The sequence below is a fragment of the Stenotrophomonas sp. CASM106 genome (assembly GCF_049384825.1).
Taxonomy (GTDB): domain Bacteria; phylum Pseudomonadota; class Gammaproteobacteria; order Xanthomonadales; family Xanthomonadaceae; genus Stenotrophomonas; species Stenotrophomonas muris.
In genome coordinates this window covers 1-414 of sequence record NZ_JBMRFS010000078.1, presented here as the reverse complement: position 1 = coordinate 414, position 414 = coordinate 1, and the positions used below count along the sequence as shown (strand labels likewise).

The following is a 414-nucleotide window of genomic DNA, read 5'->3' as shown; positions in this document are numbered from 1 at the left end:
ATAGTGTGAAGCCCTGCTGACTCCGTGACAAGGATCACGGAAAGAACAGGCTAAACGGGCTCAGGGATGTGAGGGCAGGCAAGGGCTGACCAGAGGGTGCGGCATTTTCGTACAAATCTGATGGGCCATCCCTGAGGTGATCGCTAGCCTGAAGGTGTACCGGCACGTGGCTCTTCCGCCTGCCGTCGCATCCTTCCAATCGCAGGAGCCCCTCATGGTCATTACCGTTCAATGCAACGCCCGGCACTGGTCCGTGCTGGATCCGCAGGCGCATGACGCAACCCGTTATGCACGGGGCGCCGAGGCTTTCGATGTCGCCGCGGCGCGGGCCCTCGAGCACCACCGTCGCACCGGCCAGCGCAGCACGGTGCGGGTCGAGGCGCTCTGCAGCACTGTGGATGCCCTGCATGTCGG

The 414-nt window shown here is 63.5% G+C and carries 1 protein-coding gene; it reads left to right on the top strand.

Annotation, left to right across the window (positions count from 1 at the left end; genetic code table 11):
• Positions 1 to 214 precede the first annotated feature (214 nt).
• On the top strand, positions 215 to 414 hold a 200-nt coding region (locus VG556_RS22615; RefSeq protein ID WP_423180082.1), incomplete at its 3' end, for a hypothetical protein.